Below are 16953 nucleotides of genomic sequence, written 5' to 3' on the forward strand. Positions count from 1 at the left end.
TCCACACGTTCATGCTGATCACTCGTTGCGCCTCACCAGGACCAGGCCGAGCTTGATCCAGATCGAATTCCGACCGTTCAGGGAGTTGAAGATGAGACAGCCCGCAAGCCCGCACCACGTCCTCCTGCCCGTCCTGACCCTTGCTCTCGTCGCCGGCTGCGGCGGGCCGACGGACGAACCCGCGTCTTCGGAGACGGACGCGGGGGAAGAGATGTCCATGGACCCTGCCGAACTTGAGCGGCGCGCGCGGGAGATCCACGAGAACGTGCTCACGATCGATACGCACGACGACATCCCGTTCAACTTCGCCACGCCCGAGGTGGATCCGCTGAACGCGGACCGCCAGGTGAACCTCGAGAAGATGCGGGCCGGCGGGCTGGGTGTCGGGTTCTTCGTCGTCTACGTGGGCCAGACCGAGCGCACGCCGGAGAACTACGAAGCCGCGAAGCAGGGTGCGATGACGAAGTTCGAGGCGATCCACCGCATGACCGACGAGATGTACCCGGACCTCATCGGCCTCGCGCACACGGCGGACGACGCGGAGCGGATCCACGCCGAGGGCAGGCTCGTGGCCGCGATCGGGATCGAGAACGGCTACGCCATCGGGACGGACCTGTCGCTCCTCGAGACGTACCACGAACTCGGCGCGCGCTACATCACGCTGGCGCACAACGGGAACAACGACATCGCCGACTCGGCCCAGCCCAATCCCTCGTTCGGCGACACGTCCGAGGAGAACGGCGGCATCAGCGAGTTCGGGGAGCAGGTGATCGCCGAGATGAACCGGCTCGGGATCCTGGTGGACGTGTCCCACATCTCGAAGGCCGCCAGCCTCGAGGCCATGCAGCTGTCCGCCTCGCCCGTCATCGCCTCGCACTCCGGCGCGCACGCGGTGAATGCCCACGCCCGAAACATGGACGATGAGCAACTCATGGCTCTGCGAGAGAACGGCGGCGTCATGCAGGCCGTGGCGCTGGGCGGGTTCGTCAAGTCGCCCTCCGAGGAACGGCAGGCGGAGGTCACGGCGCTCCGGGAGTCGATCGGCTTCACGAGCTTCTCCCAGATGACGGACGAGCAGCGGGAAGCCTTCAGCGCGGGGATGGCGGAGATCCGGTCCCGATATCCGGACGCGAACGTCGCCGACTTCGTCGACCACATCGACCACGCCGTCAACCTGATCGGGATCGACCACGTCGGGATCAGTTCCGACTTCGACGGCGGCGGGGGGATCGACGGCTGGAGAGACGCTTCCGAGACCCTCAACGTGACGCTCGAACTCGTGCGGCGGGGCTACTCCGAGGAGGAGATCCGCCGGCTCTGGGGCGGGAACACGCTGCGGATCTGGCGTGCGGCCGAGGAAGTCGCCGCGGAGCTTCAGCAGGCCGGGGGCTGATCCGCCGCATGGGGACGCCGCGGCCGGGCACCGGACGCCGTCTGGCCGCGAACTTCCGGGCCCTCGGCGCGATCGTCTCGCTGGCGGCGGCGGGGTTCGCCTGCGGTGCCCCCGCCGAAGACTTCGATGACGCGGGCGGGCCCTTCCGGGTCGGGGATTCGATCGAGGTAGGGGCGGCCCCGCACGGCATCCGCTTCAGTCCCGATGGCGACACCGCCTGGGTGGCTCTCAGCGGCGAGGGCCGGATCGCCGTCGTGGACCTCACCGCGAGCGCCATCATCGACCGCTGGGAAGCGGGCACGACCCCGCTCGACCTCATCCGCGTCGAGGGCGGCTGGCTCGTGAGCCAGTTCCGGGATTCGACCCTCATCATGCTCGACGCCGGGGGGCGGTTCGTCCCCGACGCGGTATGGGACGTCGGGGCGGGTCCGTCGCTGTTCACACCCGGCACGGTTCGCGGGGAGAGCTGGATCACGACCGAGTTCTCCGACCGCCTGTGGGTCGTCGACACGCGCGGCGGGGCACCACGCGCGTTTCACACCACGGGCGACCGGCCCTATCCCGCGGATGTGATGTGGGACGGCTCGTACGCCTTCGTGCCGAACCTCGACGCGGGCACCGTCTCCGTCATCGATCTGTTGAATGACGAGACGGACGCCGAGGTCGACGTCTGCCGGGGGCCGCCGGGGGGCGGCGCGCTCGCGCCCGACCAGGTGACCTACATCGTCGCCTGCGGCGGCTCCGACGAGGTGGCGTTCATCAACACGGCTTCCTTCGAAATCACCGGCCGGGTCACGGACGGCCTCGGCCCGCGCCCCTTCTCGGTCGTCGTCCCGGGGGAGGGCCGCTACGCGCTGGTCAACAACGCCGGCGGCAGCACGGTCTCGGTCGTGGACCTCGAAGCGCGGGAGGTCGCGCAACGGATCGAGGTGGGCGAGCAGCCGATCGTCCTTCGTGCCCACCCGGACGGCGAGCGCGTCTTCGTCGCGAACGAGATCTCGGGCACGCTGGTCGAACTGGTCCCGACCGCGCCGCCCGCCGAATCGCCGGCCGCCTCGGAGGTGGCGCCGAACGAAGTCGTCGTCCTGGGGATGATCCACGGGGGTCACGAGACGAGCGAGATGTTCAGCCTGGACGTGGTCCGCGATCTGGTGCGGGAGATCGATCCGGACTACTGGCTGACCGAGATCCCTCCCAACCGCTGGGACCGGGCGTGGGCCGAGTTCCAGGCCGCGGGAACGGTGGAGGAACCCCGCGTCCGCCGCTTCCCCGAGTACATGGAGGGACTCTTCCCGCTCACCCGCGAACTGGACTTCGAGGCCATTCCGACGGCCGGGTGGACCGAACCGATGTCGGACTTCCGGGCCGCCTATCTAGACGCCTACGCTCGGGATCCGGCCCGCGCCGATCGGTGGGCGGAATATCAAACCGCCGCCGAGGCTTCGGCCGAGGCCCTCGCGGCAGGTGCCGCCGACGACCCGCGCTGGATTCACACCGACGCCTACGATGAAGCGTACGATATCCGGATGCGGGCGTACGCCCGCCTGTTCGACGCGGATCTGGGCCCTGGCGGCTGGGAGGCGATCAACGCCTCGCACTGGGGGAACATCGAGCGCGCCCTCGACCGTCACCGGGGCGAGGGCGTCCGCTTCCTGCTGACGTACGGTGCCGGCCACAAGGGGCCGTTCCTGCGGGAACTCCGGGCGCGCAACGACATCGTGCTGCTGGAGGTGGCCCCGTTCCTGGATCGCCTCTCCGCCCGGTAGCGGCGCGCGCGCGCCGCTACCGGCCACAGGGAACGGCTAGTCCCCGAGCAGGTCGAGGATCGCGGACTTCGAGATCAGTTCCGAGAAGACGTGGGGCTCGCCGCCGGGCCGATACAGCACGTAGAAGGGGATGCCGTAGCGGCCGAAGTCGGCCAGGTACCGGCCGATCGACTCATCGCGGCGCGTCCAGTCTGCGCGCATGGCGATCACGTCGTGCTCCTCGAACGCGCCGGCCACCTCCTCGGTCTCGAGGAAGAGCGCTTCGTTGACCTTGCAGGTGAAGCACCAGTCCGCCGTCACGTCGACGAACACGTAGCTGCCCGCGGCGGACAGGTCCTCGGCCCGGTCGCGGTCGAACGGCTCCCAGGCGATCAGCCGGTCCTCCGCCGCGACGCCGAGTGCCGGTGACCCGGCCTCGCCGCGACCCTGCGCCACCGTCACGACGGCGAGAACGGCGAGGGCGGCCGCCGCGAGACCGGCGACCCGGCCCGCCGGCCGTCCGTGACCCCGACGGCTGCCGAGCCAGACCACGAGCGCGACCGCCAGCAGGCCGATCTCGAAGAAGGCCACGCGCGGCGCCGGCACGAGGCCCGAGAGCACGAAGAGCAGCCACACCAGCGTCGCCGCGAGCAGGAAGCCCATCACGACCTTGAACGTCGCCATCCACGCCCCCGGCTTCGGCAACACGCGGCCCGCGGCCGGAAAAGCCGCCAGCAGCAGATAGGGCGAGGCCATGCCCGTCCCGATGGCGCCGAACATTGCGGTCGTCGTGCCCGCGTCCTGCGTGAGCGCGAAGCCGAGCGCCGTCCCGAGGAAGGGGGCCGAGCACGGCGTCGCCATCAGCGTCGCGAAGAATCCCGTGACCAGGTGACCCGCGAGGCCCTCGGACTGCCCCGTCGAGCCCACCCTCGCCAGCGAAGCGGGAAGGGGGATCTCGAACAGCCCCCACATGTTGAGGGTGAAGAGCAGCATCACCACGGCCAGTGCCCCGACGAAGAGCGGTTCCTGGAACTGGATGCCCCAGCCCACGGCGACACCCGCGGAGCGCGCCACGATCGCCGCCGCCGCGAGCAACAGGAACGAAAGGATGATCCCGGCCGCCGTGGCGAGGCCCCCCGACGTGACCGCCCGCCGCCCGCCCTCCGCGCTCTTGACCAGCCCGAACACCTTCAGCGACAGGATGGGAAGGACGCACGGCATGGCGTTCAGGATCAGGCCGCCCACGAAGCCCAGAAGCACGAACCACAGGAGGCCCCGTCCCGCACGCGCCGCCTGCCCGGCCCCGCCCGCTCCGCCCCCGATATCCGCCGCGAAGAACTCGGGGTTCGCGGACTGGCCGCCCGCCGCCACCGTCAGTCCGACCGTGGCCGGCGTCGTGACCGGCGCCAGACACATTTTGTCGTCACACGCTTGATAGGTGACGTTCGTCCGGATCGGGTAGGTGCCCGCTGCCGCCCCCGCCGACGTCGGAAGCGACGCGCGGATGAAGACCTCGCCTTCGTAGACCGAGATGGCGTCGGCCGCGAAGCTGAACCGCTTCATCTCGCCGCCCGGATATTGTGGTGCCTCCGCCGCCGGCCAGTCCGGCGGCATCTCGATCTCGGCCCTGGTCGCGATCAGGTAGTCGTAGGTCGGCTGGTTGCTGTTCGCGTGCCAGCCGTCCTCGATGACGAGGCGCACCGCGAGTTCCGCCGGTTCGCCCGCGAGGTAGGCGGTGCGGTCGAGGGCGACCGAGATGTCGCCCTTCTCGAGGTCAAACACCCCCTGCTGAGGAATCTGCGCCGATCCCGGCGTCGGGAAGACCGACCCCGCGAGCGCCGCCACCAGCGCCGCGATCGCCGGCGCCGTACCGTGCCTCCGGCGAATTCGTGCCTCTGACATCCTGCCTCGCAAACCGACGACCATCGTCCCGCGTTCTCCGAGGTCCTCGCCCAGGTCGTTCCGCCGACCACTCGTGACGAACATTAGTTGTCAGCCTCCCCCGCCACAAAACACCCGACCCGATTGACGCGTGCAGCGACGGTGACCCACACTCAGGAGAGCGGAGCATCCCCGAGACCGGGTCAGGAGGCCGAGATGAAACGCTGGGGTCTGTTGCTTCTGAGGGTGAGCACCGGGTGGCTGCTGGTGATGTGGGGGCTCGACAAGATCGTGAACGTGGAGCACGGCCAGCGCGTGGCCGAGAGCTTCTATCTCGGGCTCGGCACGCAGGCCGTCGTGCAGAACGTGCTGGGCGGGCTGGAAGCGCTCCTCGGTCTGCTCGTGGTGCTCGGGCTGTGGAGGAAGCGCGCGTATCCGGTGATGTTCGTCGTCCTGCTCATCACGGCGCTCGCCGTGTGGAAGTCGATCCTCGATCCGTGGGGCTGGGTCCTCGAGGGATCGCAGGTCCTCTTCTACCCGTCGCTCATCGTATTCGCCGGCTCGATGGTCCTGTGGGGGACGATGGATGAGGACGAGATGACCCTGGATGCCCGCAGGGGCTGACCCGGCCCGTAAGCTCCGGTTCGGAGCTGACGCGTCAGCCGTGTTCCGGTTCCGGCTGGCGGATGCGCCCGAGGCGCCACACGCCGACGGCGACGAGGACGGCGACGATCGGTAGCCCGGCCGTGCCGGTGAGGACGATCAGCGAGGCCATCACGAAAGCTCCGGCCGCCGCGATGAGCCCGGTGAGGAGCCAGCCGCCCAGCACGACCAGGATGCCTGTGACGCGCTGCTCCGCGTCCGCGGCGCGCCAGGTCCGGTCGCCCAGCGAGGCCCCCATCGCGGCCATGAACGTGATGTAGGTCGTCGACAGCGGCAGCCGGTTGGCGGTGCCGATCGAGATCAGTAGCGCCGCGACCGTCAGGTTTACGCTGGCCCGTAGCAGATCGTAGGGAGGCGCCGCGGGGTCGAGCGGCGGCGGCGCGGTACGGCCCTCGATCCGCGCCCGGATGCCGCCCGGCGTCACGCGCCGCGCCGCGTCCAGACAGGCGTACCCGGCGGAGACGAGCGTCGAGCCGAGCCGGCTCGTCCCGAAGCGCTGTCGCGTGTGGCCCTGCGCCGCGAGCCGAATCTCCGTGTCCGTTACGCGCCGCGCCTTCCGCGACTGCGCGAGCGCCGTGGCCATGATCGCGCCGGCCAGCAGCAGCGCCCATGGCGGGGTGCCCACGCGGCCGGAGAGGTCCACGCCCTCGACGAGCACCGCCTGGAAGGCCGCGACGGAGGGGCCGATGAAGTTCACGAGGTCGTTCCCGGCGAACGCGATCGACAGCGCTCCCGTGCCGGTCAGCACGATCGCCCCGATGACCTTCGCGGGGTGGCGCCGCCAAACCACCGCCAGGCCGCCCGCCAGCGCGAACACCCCGCCCAGGATCAAAACGATCCGGTCGCGGAGCATCGACATCGTCTCGTCGTCGAGGATCGCCGCGCCCTGGAGTCCCTTGAACAGCACGAAGTAGGCCATGGCAGCGAACGCGATTCCCGTCCAGAGCCAACCCCAGCGCGGAAAGCTCGCCCCCAGGTCGTGCCCGTACACGACCCGCACCAGAAACATCACCACCGCCGCGCCCACGAACGCGGTGACGACGGAGAGGGAGATGGCCGAGTAGATGCCGAGCACCGGCCCGCTGTTGATGACGCCCAGCGCCCCACCGATGCCTCCGCCGTTGGTCCAGAACGCCACCGCGATCGATGCCCCCACCAGTTCGGACACGATCGACACCGTCGTGCTCGTGGGAAGTCCAAACGTGTTGAAGAAGTCGAGGAGAAGAACGTCCGCCGCCATCACGCCCAGGTAGAGCGCGAGGATCGAGGTCAGGATGATCGCGCCCTGCGCGTCGACGAAGTGGCCGGGATCGAACACCCCCCGGCGCGCCACCTCCATGAGCCCGCTCGAGGTGAGCGCGCCGAACAGGATCCCCGCCGCGGCGATGATGACGATGATGCGCCGGCGCGCGACCCGGGACCCGAACGCCGAATTCAGGAAGTTCACCGCGTCGTTCGCCACCCCGACCCAGAGATCGAAGGTTGCGAGCGCAATAATGAGAAGGAGAGCGATGGTCTCGAACAAGAGCATCAACCCCTGGCTGAGCGCCGTTCCGGCCGGGTACCGACCGTGGCTGGATGTCGCACAACGGTAATGTCCGCGGCAACCCTAGGCCGATTTCGGAGTCGGGCAACCCGTCGTGACCAGACTGTTACCTCAGCGACGGTAGAACGCGGCCAGATCCTGACTCTCGGGAGCCTGCGCACCAAGCTGTCGCAACATCGTCACCACCTGGCCTCTGTGGTACGAGGCATGGTTGACGACGTGCTGCACAGACTGCCAGTAGACGGAGCTTCCGGCGGCTCCGTCGAGCAGCGTGTACCGGAACACGCCATTGATACCGTCGGGGCCCAGCCCATCGACAAACCGCCGCACTCGCCGCTCTTCCCGGATCCAGCGGGTGCGGATGTCTTCCAGGGTCCCCAGCCCCGTCAGGCCCAGCGGCTGACGCGGCGACTCGCCCCGCCAGCGCTGGCACCACGCCCATTCGGCCGACACGAGGTGGACGAGCGTGTCGCGGATGGACGGGAAGCTGTTCGCCAGATCCTCACGGAACTGCTCCGGCGTGATTCGCTCCACCGCATCGAGCAGCCGATCTCGAGCCCAATAGTGATAGTCGAGTAGCGCGACCAACGCGTCCGGCGTCATCTCCAGGCATCTCCCAGGCTGGAAGTGGGTGAAGGCAACGGGGCTCCTGCGCCGGCGATGGTAACCCGAGGCCGATGCCCGCGCGACGCGGTGGCCACCGATTGGACCGCCGCCGGCTCGTTCCGTCAGGGTGGCGTAGCCGTGGGTTCAAGGGTAGATGAAGCCTGCCCGCGACGAGCGAGTTCAAGCGACCGAGGAGATAGGCATGCGCGTCCCGCCCTTCGCCATGGAGCGGTGGCAGTCGACGTTCGAGCACCGCGTCGACTACAACATCTCCGAGAGCGGCGTGCATCCGCCCACCCTCTCGGAACTTCTCGACCTGATCGGCCTGGACTTGGGCGATGTGCGCCTGGAGTACGGCCAGAGCGATGGGTCGGATGGCCTCAAGTCCGCGATCACGGCGCTCTATGAAGGGGCGCATCCCGACAACATCATCGCCACGATGGGCGGGGCCGAGGCGAACTACGTGGTGCTCTGGAGTTTGCTGTCCGCGGGCGACCGGGTCGTGGCACTGGAGCCGACGTATGGCCAGACGCCCGGCCTGGCCCGCGGGCTGGGCGCGAAGGTCGTCTCGTGGAAGCTCGAGGAAGACCTCGGTTGGCAGCCCGAACCGGGGAGCGCCGCCGAGGCCATCACTCCGGGGACGCGTCTCGTCGTCGTCACCAACCCCAACAACCCGACGGGCGCCGTGCTCACCTCCTCGGCCATGGACGAGATCGTGGCCGCGGCGGAGGCGGTCGGGGCGTGGATCCTCTCCGACGAGGTCTACATCGGGGCGGAGGTCGAGGGCCCCGAGACCCCGAGCTTCTGGGGCCGGTACGACAGGGTGATCGTGACCCAATCCCTCTCGAAGGCCTACGGACTGCCGGGGCTGCGGCTCGGCTGGATCGTGGCGCCGGCCCACCTGCACGAGGAGTTCTGGGGCCACAAGGACTACACGACGATCACGCCGGCCACGCTGTCGGATGTGGTGGCGCGGCGTGTACTGAGTCGCGCGATGCGGCCCCGGTTGCTGGAGAGGACCCGCGGGATCATCCGGGCCAACCTCCCCGCGATCACCGGCTGGCTGGACGAGCGCGGAGACATGTTCTCGTACCGGGCGCCGGACGCCGGGGCGATCTGCTACGTTCGCTACGACCTCGACGTCAACTCCACGGAGTTGGCCGAGCGCCTGCGGGCCGAGAAGAGCGTTCTCGTCGTCCCCGGAGATCACTTCGGCATGGACCGCTACCTGCGCGTCGGCTTCGGGAACCCGGCCGCGGAACTCGAGGAGGCGCTCGGCCGCGTGGCGGCACTGCTCGAAGAGGCGTGTGCGGCGGTCGCTTGAGGAGTCCGCGTGGCTGGTGCGATAGAAGTCGAGGTCAAGCTCACCGGTAGTCCGGCCGCGTTGTCCGCGGCGTTCTCCGACCTCGAGGAGAGCCGCCTCGACCGCCGGAAGCTGCTGAGCACCTACTACGACACAACGGCGGGTCATCTCAGGCGTCGTGGTTTCGCGCTTCGGGTGCGCGACCGAAACGGTCGCCAGGAGTTGACGCTGAAGCAGGATTGCGGCGACGGGCTCTCCCGCGGTGAGTGGAACTCACGCATGGAAGCGCCCCTCGACGAAGGATGTCCGCCCGATCTGGACCTGCTCCCGCGACAGGCTCCGCGCGCCGCGCTGGGACTCACGGAGCCCGGAGCCCTCGAGCCCACGTTCTTCACCGAGATCGAACGCCGGATGAAGGAGATCGGGATCGGCGACGCAGTGGTCGAGGCGTCGCTGGATACTGGCCGGATTGTGGCCGGGGACCGGCACGAGCCCGTGGCCGAACTGGAGTTTGAACTGCTGAGCGGCCCGGTGACCGACATGCTGGCCGGTGTCCGCAGGATCGTGCGTGACCGACGTCTCGCGATCGGTACACGCTCGAAGGCAGCCCGAGGCACGGATCTCCTGCTGGGGACGTTCCCGTCGGCCGTGCGGGCCGCGAGGCCGAACCTCGACCCGTCCGACACGATCGACCGGGCGCTGGCCAGGGTGGGCCGGGTGACCTCCGTGCAGGTGATGGGGAATCTCGCCCCCATCATGGAGAAGTCCGACGCCGAGGGTGTGCATCAACTGCGCGTTGCCCTGCGTCGGCTGCGCTCGGCCCTCCTCTTCTTCAAGGACCATCTGGGGTCCCGTGCGGCGGCGCTGGACAGGGAGGCGAGGCGGGCGCTCAAGCGGCTGGGCGCCGCGCGCGACCTGGACGTGTTTCTGCTGGACACGCTACCCCCTGTAATCGAGGCGAACCCGGACGGAGCCTCCCTGATCCGGCTACGCGAAGCGGCCGAGAATCGAAGGGCGGCGGCCTATGAGGACGTATGTCGCCTGATCGGCGGCCCTCGGTTCAACTGTCTCGTGCTGGACCTGCTGAGCGTGGCGGAGTCCGGGGGGCTTGTCGTGAAGGGCCGGGACGCGTCCCTCGCTCCGACGGCGACGCGCGGGCTTGCCCGGAGGCACCGAACCCTGATGAGGTCGGCACAGGACTTCGGCCGACTCACCGAAGCGCAGCGTCACCGGGTGCGGATCGACCTCAAGAAACTGCGCTATGCGTGCGACTATTCCCGGACACTGTTTCCGGGTCCGGCGACCAGTGACTACCTGAAACGCCTCTCCGGACTGCAGGACGATCTCGGTCACATGAATGATGCGGCGGTCGCACGGAGAGTCTCGCGCGAGGTGGCCACAGGCGATCCGGAGGCTGCTGCGGGAGCGTCGCTCGTCAACGACCGGCAGGCCGGGTGGGCGCGGTCCGCCGAGCCCCGTTTGAGAGCGGCCTGGCAGGCCTTCGCCGAGACTCGGCCGTGCTGGCCGAAATCAGAGCATGAGGCGGGGACCCAGCGAACGGCGGTGCCGCCGCACTCCGCGCCAGAAGAGGAGCAACGTCAGAAGTAACGCGCCGCCGCCCACGAGCATCCGTAGCGGGTTGTCCGACACGCGGCTCCCCGCGCTGTCGAGCAGGGCATCGAAGAGCGTGGGCGGATCGTACAGTACCCCGCCCTTGCCCACGCGCGAGACGGTCTGGGTGAGCGAGATGTCGACACGCGGGTCGCTCTCGAGGATCAGGAAGTCGCCGAGCTTGCCCGCCTCGAGCGTCCCCCTCGACCTCTCGAGACCCAGGGCCCGGGCCGCCTCTCGCGTCGCGGCGTAGAGGGCGTCCTCCGGCGACAGCCCGGCCGCGGCGAGCGCGTCCATCTCCTCGTGCAGGGCGAGCCCGGGCGCGAGCGCCCCGGCCGTGGCGGTCGACACGGAGCCGCCCGCCGCGTGGAACTCGCGTACGAACGCCCGCAGGACCTCGAGCGCCGCGCCGAGTTGCTCGGCCTCCTCGGGCTCGCGGCCCGGGAGGAGACGATCCTGAATCCGCTCCGTGATCATCGGATGTTCGAGGAGGCGGTTCATCCCGTGCGGGAGTCGATAGGGCGCCGCCCAGCGCTCCTGCTCGAGCAGGCGCGGCGCGAACATGAGGCCCCTGGCGCCCATGGCGCGCGCGGAGTCCAACAGGGCCTCCCGGTCGGCCAGAACCCACCTCGACCGCGCGAACACCCGGAGATCTCGCTCCCCGCGGGCGGCCGGCCCGCTGTCGAGCGGGATGGTGGCGGCGAGCGCATCGCCGAAGATGCCGAACGGACGCTCCGGGGCCTCGACCGGGGTCGCAGGTCGCGGCGCCGGGATGCGCGGGTCGTCGCTCCCCGCCGGCGGCCGCGGCTCCCCCTCGGGCCCCGGCGGCGCCTCCCGTACGCCCGCCGTCGTGACGCCGAGCAGGAAGGCCATGTAGGCCGCCTGCTCGGCGCTCGGCTCTTCCCGGGCGTCCTCGACGTCGATCAGCCCCGGCACCACCCAGAAGCCATCGGCGTCGAGCACATCCACGCCCGACGGCCCCGCGCAGTCGGCTTCCGCGCCCACGCAGGTCACGAGGCCGTCGACCACGATGAGCCGTCCGTCCGGCCACACGGCCCCCGTGCCGTCGATGATGTTTGCGTTGTCGATCACGACCGAGCCGGGCCCGCCGCACGCCGCCAGGCCGACTGCGAGCGCGGTCGTCCCCGACGCCGTGAACCGTTTCCTTCGCTTCATCGTGCTCCAGTCCCGTTCAATATCTCCATCACTTCCCGATGGAGCCCCGGCGCCGCCGCGACCGTCGAGGCACCCCCGATCGGATCGGCTCCCTCCCAGGTGGTGATCACGCCGCCCGCCCCGCGAACCACCGGGACGAGCGCCGCGATGTCCCACGGGTGCATGATCGGATCGAGCATGATGTCCGCCCGCCCCGACGCGACCATAAGGTAGCCGTAGCAGTCCCCCCAGCCCCGATATCGCGCCGCGCGCGACCACAGCGACTCGAACCCGGCCAGGTCCTGGTGTTCGCCGACCGCACCCGGATCCGTCGTGAGGAGCATCGCCTCCGCCAGCGAACGATCCTCGCGCACCCGGACCACCTCGCCGTTGACGGTCGTGCCCGATGCCGTGCCGATCGCGAGTTCACGCGTGATCGGCTGGTGGATCACCCCGAGAACCGGCTCCCCCTCGTGCAGGAGTCCGATCAGCGTGCCGAACAAGGGAACCCCGGCCACGAAGGAGATCGTCCCATCGATGGGATCGAGCACCCAGACGTACTCGGCGTCCTCGTCCTTCGTCCCGAGCTCCTCTCCGACGATCCCGTGGTCGGGGAAGCGATCCAGAATCCGCTCCCGCAGCAGCGCTTCGGCGTAACGGTCCGCCACGGTCACCGGCGAGTCGTCCTCCTTGGACTCGACGGCCAGGTCGGGGTGCCGGAACATGCCCGCGATCGCGCGGCCCGACGCCTCGGCGAGTTCCGCCGCAAAGTCCCTCAGCGAATCAGGATCCAACCTCTCCTCCATGTGGGCGCCATCCCGCTCACAGGATACCTTGCCTGCCATGCTCAGGCTGCATCCCTACGAATATCACATGCCGGCCGCGCTCGACGAGGCGCTGTCGCTGCTCTCCGACCACGGCGATGACGCGATGCCCATCGCCGGAGGCACCGACCTCGTGCCAAACATGAAGCACGGTCTCTTCACCCCGGGCCACCTCGTCGCCCTCAGCCGGGTAAGGGAGATGCGCGGCATCACCTCCTCACCCGCGGAGATCCGCATCGGGGCGGCCGAGACGCTGACGTCCGTCGCGACGCATCCCGAAGTCCTCGCCGCCGTCCCGAGTCTGGCGCGGGCCGCGGAACTCGTCTCGGGGCCGCAACTCCGGCGTGTCGGCACGATCGGCGGCAACGTCTGTCTCGATACCCGCTGCGCGTACTACAACCAGACGAAGTTCTGGCGGAAGGCGCTCGGCTACTGCCTGAAGAAGGACGGCGACGTCTGTCACGTGGTGAAGGGGGGAACGCGCTGCGTCGCGGCACACTCCGCGGATACCCCGCCCGTCCTCTCCGTGCTCGACGCCGTACTCGAAGTGGCGAGTCCGGATGGGAAGCGCGAGGTGCCGATCCGCAGGTTCTTCACGTCGGACGGGATCTGGAACCGTTCGATCGGCCGGAGCGAACTCCTCGTCGCGATCCGAATCCCGCGGCCGCCCGACGGAACGCGGATCGCCTTCCAGAAGCTTCGTCCGCGCCAGGCGATCGACTTCCCGCTCGCGAATCTCGCCGTTCGTGTCGGGCTCGACGACGATGGCCGCGTGTCCGATTTTCGCCTCGTGATCTCCGGCATGGGCTCGTATCCCCGCCGAGTGGGCAGGGTCGAGGATGCCGCGGTGGGGAACCGCCTCGGCCCGAGTGTGATCGAGGCGGTGGCCGAGCAGGCGTTCCGCCAGTGTCACCCGCTCGCCAACATCACCATCGACCCCGAGTGGCGGCGCGCCATGGTCCCCGTCCTCGTGCGCCGCGCCCTCAACGAGATCGCCGCCGCCTGACCGAAGGCGGCCGGTTCAGTAGGCGAAGAGGTCGGCCAGGGGGACGTAGGCCTCGCCGGCGAACACGAGGACATCGTCGATGCCGAACAGGATCTCGTCGAGGGCGGCGAGTTCGGAGTTCGTGAACCCCCGCCCCGCGAGATCGACGAAGACGGGCGCGTCCACGGTCCCTTCCACCAGCGCCTCCCGACGGTGGCCGTGTCGGATCTCGCCATCCTGGGCGCCGTCCACCACCTGCAGATCCACGAGCGTGAGCCCGGCCGTACCATCGATGTCCATTCGGAAGAGGAGATCCGCATGCGACCCGTCGAAGGACAGGTCTCCCTCGACGCTCAACCGCACCTCCGTCTCTTCGGCGGAGAGCACCCGGTGGTGTGACGTGACCCGGGTGACGCCGGCCGCGTCGTCCGACTCCAGTAACTCATCGAGTTCGAAGTCGAAGCGACCGTTCTGGTCCTCCACGAAGCCCTCCGACAACAGACTCACGGAGACGCCGCGCCGCCCCGTCGCGAACGCGCCATCCACCAGGTAGTCGGCGACCCGCGCGGCGCGCCCACCGCTCGTGTCGAAGGCCTGAACCCGCAGCCGCGTGGACACCGCGTCGCTCTCGTCCGTGAGATCCACGAACCCGAAGGGTCGCAGCGGGAGCGCCGGCAATCCGGACGACAGGTCCACCACGTAGAGCTCGAAACGGACACCGTTCTCCGGACCGCCCTCCCCGACCTCGACGTAGGCGTCGATGCCCGCGTCGAAGATGAACTCCTTGCCGAGATAGTTGATCGGGAAGAGCGGGACCTTCGCGCCCCGCGCCCGCGCCGCCGCGACGTTCGTCACGGCGCGCTCGAGCGATCCCGGCGCGAGAGTGCGCAACAGGCTAAGCCGGTCCGTCGTGCCCCGCGCCCGGGAATGCGCGACCCGGGTCGCCGCCGGGTCGGAGAGGCCGAGGGCCTCCGAGATCGTCCGCACCTGCACGACGATCGCGTTGTCCGCCGCGAAGCGCAGCGAGTAGATCGAGTTCGCCGTCGCCCGAGGATCGAACGGGATGTCGAGGGGCGGCGCGGGGCCGATGACGCCCCGGTCGTCCGCGCACGCCGCCGTCAGCAGAGCGAGCAGCCCCGCCGCGAAGGCCCGACACCTCACGGCGCGCGCGACCCGTCTCCCTGCGGACCATTCAGGATTCCGCCGTTCATGTGACCGTCCATGCGATTTCATGTCTCGTGCCGCCCGTCTCGAACGTCTCCCGGTCTCCTGCGATTGGACACGGGGAAGACGAGACGGGCGCGAGTGAGGTCACGCCCCGCGCCTCATCGGGGCACGGCTGGTCACGCTCCCCACCCCTCGCATACCTTGGCGAAGCCGTCTGAACACCCGACATTCGTCGCGACCGCCCCCGTCCGGGGGCTCTGATTCCGAGGAGGTAGGATGCACGCCTTGCCCGATCTGCCGTATGCTCACAACGTGCTCGAACCGACGATCGATGCGCGCACGATGGAGATCCATCACGGCAAGCATCATCAGGTGTACGTGAACATGCTCAACGCCGCGCTCGACGGTCACGACGATCTCGCGAGCCTTTCGGTCGAGGATCTGCTCCGCGGCATCGACAACGTGCCCGAAGCCATCCGCGGGGCCGTGCGGAACCACGGCGGCGGCCACGCGAACCACTCGATGTTCTGGACCTCGATGTCCGCGAACGGCGGCGGGAGTCCGTCAGGCGGCCTTGCCGCCGCCATCGACGCCGCGTGCGGTTCCTTCGATGAGTTCAAGGCGACCTTCCAGAAGGCGGGCCTCACCCGCTTCGGCAGCGGCTGGGCGTGGCTCGTGGTCGGCGGCGGAGGGGATCTCTCCGTGTATTCCACCGCGAACCAGGACAGCCCGCTGATGCAGGGCGATACGCCGCTTCTCGGCGTCGATGTCTGGGAGCACGCGTACTACCTGAACTACCAGAACCGCCGGGCGGACTACCTGGGCGCCTTCTGGGACGTGGTGGACTGGACCGCGGTGGCCGCCCGCTACGCCGCCGCCACCGGCTAGCTTCCGCGCGGCGACCGAGGCTGTCCTCAATCGCCGGACCCGGGGTCAGTCGCCGAAGCTGACCCCGAGGTCCCGCGCGGTCGCCACGATATCCCCATCGACAGGCACCGACTTGCGGGTGGCGAGTGCCTCCATGAGCGAGATCGCCTTCACCCGGGGCGGGTCGAGCCCGACCATGGTCCCGAACTCGCCGCGGGCCACGCAGCGCACCGCGGCGGCGCCGAAGCGGAGCGACATGACGCGGTCGTAGGAGATGGGCGCGCCACCGCGCTGCAGGTGGCCGAGCACGATCGACCGCGTCTCCTTTCCCGTCCGGCTGGAGATCTCTCGCGCGACCAGATGGCCCAGGCCGCCGAGCCGGGTCTGATCGCCCGAGCCGCCGTGCACGGTCTTCAGCACCGCCGCGCCGCCGACCGGCACGGCGCCCTCGGCGACGCAGACGATGCTGAAGTCACGACCCGCGGCCTCTCGCTCCCGGATCTTGTCGCAGACTTTCTCGATCTGGTAGGGGATCTCCGGGATGAGGATCACGTCAGCCGTGCCAGCCAGTCCGCTGTAGAGTGCGATCCACCCGGCATGCCGTCCCATCAGCTCCACGACCATGACCCGGCGATGGCTCTCCGCCGTCGAATGGAGTTTGCCGATCGCATCGGTGGCCGTCTCAACGGCGGTCAGGAAGCCGAACGTCAGGCTCGTCCCGTGGAGGTCGTTGTCGATCGTCTTCGGAACGCCGACCACGGGAAGCCCCTGTTCGAAGAGCTTGAGTGCGATGTGAAGGCTACCGTCGCCCCCGATGGCGATCAGCGCGTCGATCCCGTGCCGGCGCACACTCTCGATGATCTCGCCCGACCGGTCTCGTGCCTCGATCGTGCCGTCCGGCAACCGCGCCGGCCACGCGAACGGGTTGGATCGGTTGGTCGTCCCCAGAATCGTCCCGCCCCGGTGCGTGATCCCGCGCACGGCGTCGCCACCGAGCGGAATCAATTCGCCGGCGTCGTCCGGCAACAGTCCGCCGTACCCGTGCTCGATCCCCACGACCTCCCAGCCGCGGTTGACCGCGCTCAGCACGATGGCGCGGATGACCGCGTTCAGCCCCGGCGCGTCTCCTCCGCCGGTGTTGATCGCGATCCGCCGAATCTCCCTGGTCTCGTCCATGGCCCGATAATCGGGGTCACGAGGGCTTGAC

The 16953-nt window shown here is 69.4% G+C and carries 14 protein-coding genes; 7 read left to right on the plus strand and 7 right to left on the minus strand.

Features of this window, described 5'->3' with window-relative positions; translation table 11 throughout:
• Positions 1 to 91 precede the first annotated feature (91 nt).
• Positions 92 to 1393 (plus strand): dipeptidase, encoded by a 1302-nt coding sequence (locus ACPXY0_RS16870; RefSeq protein ID WP_423926563.1) that lies wholly within the window; start codon positions 92 to 94, stop codon positions 1391 to 1393.
• Positions 1394 to 1401: 8 nt separating this feature from the next.
• Entirely contained in the window at positions 1402 to 3159 is a 1758-nt protein-coding gene (locus ACPXY0_RS16875) for a YncE family protein (RefSeq protein WP_423926565.1), read from the plus strand.
• A 36-nt stretch (positions 3160 to 3195) separates the two neighbouring features.
• Here the strand turns inward: ACPXY0_RS16875 and ACPXY0_RS16880 are convergent, their stop codons facing one another.
• Positions 3196 to 5124: a thioredoxin family protein gene (locus ACPXY0_RS16880; protein ID WP_423926567.1), complete on the minus strand. Its 1929-nt coding sequence runs from the start codon at positions 5122 to 5124 to the stop codon at positions 3196 to 3198.
• A gap of 111 nt (positions 5125 to 5235) precedes the next feature.
• Here ACPXY0_RS16880 and ACPXY0_RS16885 point away from each other — a divergent pair, with 111 nt between their 5' ends.
• Positions 5236 to 5643 (plus strand): DoxX family membrane protein, encoded by a 408-nt coding sequence (locus ACPXY0_RS16885; RefSeq protein WP_423926569.1) that lies wholly within the window; start codon positions 5236 to 5238, stop codon positions 5641 to 5643.
• A 34-nt stretch (positions 5644 to 5677) separates the two neighbouring features.
• Here ACPXY0_RS16885 and ACPXY0_RS16890 read toward each other — a convergent pair whose 3' ends face one another.
• Together ACPXY0_RS16890 and ACPXY0_RS16895 are read right to left on the minus strand one after the other, a co-directional pair.
• A complete protein-coding gene (locus ACPXY0_RS16890) occupies positions 5678 to 7207 on the minus strand; it encodes an inorganic phosphate transporter (RefSeq protein ID WP_423926571.1) in 1530 nt (509 codons plus the stop codon).
• Between the two features lie 132 nt (positions 7208 to 7339).
• Positions 7340 to 7831: a DinB family protein gene (locus ACPXY0_RS16895; RefSeq protein ID WP_423926573.1), complete on the minus strand. Its 492-nt coding sequence runs from the start codon at positions 7829 to 7831 to the stop codon at positions 7340 to 7342.
• Positions 7832 to 8036: 205 nt separating this feature from the next.
• Here ACPXY0_RS16895 and ACPXY0_RS16900 point away from each other — a divergent pair, with 205 nt between their 5' ends.
• Together ACPXY0_RS16900 and ACPXY0_RS16905 are read left to right on the plus strand one after the other, a co-directional pair.
• Positions 8037 to 9158 carry an aminotransferase class I/II-fold pyridoxal phosphate-dependent enzyme gene (locus ACPXY0_RS16900; protein ID WP_423926575.1) on the plus strand — a complete coding sequence of 374 codons (1122 nt, stop codon included), beginning with the start codon at positions 8037 to 8039 and terminating at the stop codon, positions 9156 to 9158.
• A gap of 9 nt (positions 9159 to 9167) precedes the next feature.
• On the plus strand, positions 9168 to 10745 hold the full coding sequence (locus tag ACPXY0_RS16905) for a CHAD domain-containing protein (RefSeq protein ID WP_423926577.1): 1578 nt from the start codon (positions 9168 to 9170) through the stop codon (positions 10743 to 10745).
• Here the strand turns inward: ACPXY0_RS16905 and ACPXY0_RS16910 are convergent.
• Positions 10668 to 11924, minus strand: coding sequence for an amidohydrolase family protein (locus ACPXY0_RS16910; protein ID WP_423926579.1), 1257 nt, complete (start codon positions 11922 to 11924; stop codon positions 10668 to 10670). The two genes, ACPXY0_RS16905 and ACPXY0_RS16910, sit on opposite strands and share 78 nt — an antisense overlap.
• Entirely contained in the window at positions 11921 to 12709 is a 789-nt protein-coding gene (hisN, locus tag ACPXY0_RS16915; protein WP_423926581.1) for a histidinol-phosphatase, read from the minus strand. Before hisN ends, ACPXY0_RS16910 begins: the two co-directional genes overlap by 4 nt.
• 37 nt (positions 12710 to 12746) lie before the next feature.
• Between hisN and ACPXY0_RS16920 the strand changes: the two genes are divergently transcribed.
• A complete protein-coding gene (locus ACPXY0_RS16920) occupies positions 12747 to 13733 on the plus strand; it encodes an FAD binding domain-containing protein (RefSeq protein ID WP_423926583.1) in 987 nt (328 codons plus the stop codon).
• Positions 13734 to 13748: 15 nt separating this feature from the next.
• Here the strand turns inward: ACPXY0_RS16920 and ACPXY0_RS16925 are convergent, their stop codons facing one another.
• Positions 13749 to 14873 carry a hypothetical protein gene (locus tag ACPXY0_RS16925; RefSeq protein WP_423926585.1) on the minus strand — a complete coding sequence of 375 codons (1125 nt, stop codon included), beginning with the start codon at positions 14871 to 14873 and terminating at the stop codon, positions 13749 to 13751.
• A 282-nt stretch (positions 14874 to 15155) separates the two neighbouring features.
• Here ACPXY0_RS16925 and ACPXY0_RS16930 point away from each other — a divergent pair, with 282 nt between their 5' ends.
• A complete protein-coding gene (locus tag ACPXY0_RS16930) occupies positions 15156 to 15767 on the plus strand; it encodes a superoxide dismutase (RefSeq protein WP_423926587.1) in 612 nt (203 codons plus the stop codon).
• 45 nt (positions 15768 to 15812) lie between these two features.
• Here the strand turns inward: ACPXY0_RS16930 and ACPXY0_RS16935 are convergent, their stop codons facing one another.
• Entirely contained in the window at positions 15813 to 16922 is a 1110-nt protein-coding gene (locus ACPXY0_RS16935; RefSeq protein ID WP_419943110.1) for a 6-phosphofructokinase, read from the minus strand.
• Positions 16923 to 16953 lie beyond the last annotated feature (31 nt).

The organism is Candidatus Palauibacter sp., from assembly GCF_965237495.1.
Lineage (GTDB): Bacteria > Gemmatimonadota > Gemmatimonadetes > Palauibacterales > Palauibacteraceae > Palauibacter.